Below are 2,066 nucleotides of genomic sequence, written 5' to 3'. Positions count from 1 at the left end.
CGTCGAAGCGGGAGGCGCCGTAGCCGCCGGTGCCGCCCCAGGCCGAGCCGCCCTTGGATTCGGTGATCTCAACATTGGCCGCCGGCAGTTCGTCGAGGAAGCGCGACGGGATCGTGGTCGACCAGGTGCCGTGGATGCGCCGGTTGGTCGCGAAATAGATCATCGCGCGGCGGCGGGCGCGGGTCAGGCCGACATGGCCGAGCCGGCGCTCTTCTTCCAGGCCGGCGCGGCCCTGTTCGTCCAGCGTGCGCTGGCTCGGGAACAGGCCTTCTTCCCAGCCGGGCAGGAAGACGTTGTCGAATTCCAGCCCCTTGGCTGAATGCAGCGTCATCAGCGACACCGCGTCCTCATCGGCGCCGCTGTCGCGGTCCATCACCAGAGAGATGTGCTCGAGGAACCCTTGCAGGTTCTCGAACTCCTCCATCGAGCGCACCAGCTCTTTCAGATTCTCCAGCCGGCCCGCGGCGTCGGCCGAACGATCCTTCTGCCACATCTCGGTATAGCCGCTCTCGTCGAGCACGATCTGGGCGAGATCAGTGTGGGCGGTGACCTCGCGCTGGGCGCGCCAGCGGTCGAACTGGGCGACGACGTCGCGAAGCGAGCCGCGCGCCTTCGGCTTCAGCTCGTCGGTCTCGACCACCGCGCGGGCCGCTTCGAACAGGGGAATGCGGCGCTTGCGGGCGTGATCGTGCAGCATCTGCACGGTGGCATCGCCGAGGCCCCGTTTGGGCACGTTGACGATGCGCTCGAAGGCGAGATCATCGGCCGGTGAGTTGATGACGCGCAAATACGCCAGCGCGTCGCGGATTTCGGCGCGCTCGTAGAAGCGCGGGCCGCCGATGACGCGATAGGGCAGGCCGAGCGTGACGAAGCGGTCTTCGAACTCGCGCATCTGGTAGGAGGCGCGCACCAGGATCGCGACCTCGTTGAGCTTCTCACCCTTACGCTGGATCTGCTCGATCTCCTCGCCGATGCCGCGGGCTTCCTCCTCCGAATCCCACGAGCCCGTGACCGTGACCTTCTCGCCGTCCTGGTCCTCGGTGCGCAGCGTCTTGCCGAGCCGGCCTTCGTTATGCGCGATCAGATGCGAGGCGGCGGCGAGGATGTGGCCGGTCGAGCGGTAGTTGCGCTCCAGTCGAATGACCTTGGCACCGGGGAAATCGTGGTCGAAGCGCAGGATGTTGTCGACCTCGGCGCCGCGCCAGCCATAGATCGACTGGTCGTCGTCGCCGACGCAGCAGATGTTTTTGGTGGGGCCGGCGGGAGCAGCCGCCAGTGCCGCGCGCTCGGTCATTCCGGGATGCGCCGAAGGCGCAGACGCGGAATCTCGATCTGAGGACTCACTGCTGGATTCCGGGTTCGCGTCTTCGACGCGCCCTGGAATGACAGTGGGCGGAGCAGGCTTCGAAGGCGCCTGCGACAGCAGCCGCAGCCACAGATATTGCGCGACGTTGGTGTCCTGATATTCGTCGACCAGGATGAATTTGAAGCGCTGCTGGTACTGCCGGAGAATATCCGGATGCTCGCGGAAGATGCGGATGTCTTCGAGCAGCAGATCGCCGAAATCGGCGGCGTTCAAGATCTTCAGCCGCTCCTGGTAGCTCGCATAGAGCTTGCCGCCCTTGCCGTTGGCGAAGATGGCGGCTTCGCCTGAGGGCACCTGCGACGGCGTCAGGCCGCGGTTCTTCCAACCATCGATCAGACCGGCCAGCATCCGCGCCGGCCAGCGCTTGTCGTCGATGTTGTCGGCCTGCAGTAGCTGCTTGAGCAACCGGACCTGGTCGTCGGTGTCGAGCACAGTGAAATTCGACTTGAGCTGCGCCAGCTCGGCGTGGACGCGCAGGATGCGGCCGCCGATGGAATGGAAGGTGCCGAGCCACGGCATGCCTTCAACGGCGTGGCCGAGCATCTGGCCGAGCCGGTGCTTCATCTCGCGCGCGGCCTTGTTGGTGAAGGTCACCGACAGGATCTCGGCGGGACGGGCGCGGCCCTGGCTCAGGATATGGGCGATACGCGTGGTCAGCACGCGCGTCTTGCCGGTGCCGGCGCCGGCCAGCACCAGGACC

The 2,066-nt window shown here is 66.2% G+C and carries 1 protein-coding gene; it reads right to left on the bottom strand.

Annotated features, from left to right (window positions below; translation table 11 throughout):
- Window positions 1–2,066, bottom strand: a 2,066-nt coding sequence (locus MOV74_RS36840) for an ATP-dependent helicase (RefSeq protein ID WP_246932274.1), incomplete at both ends; no start/stop codon positions are given.

The sequence above is a fragment of the Bradyrhizobium sp. SHOUNA76 genome (assembly GCF_023006445.1).
Lineage (GTDB): Bacteria > Pseudomonadota > Alphaproteobacteria > Rhizobiales > Xanthobacteraceae > Bradyrhizobium.
This window is presented reverse-complemented; position numbering and strand designations above follow the sequence as displayed.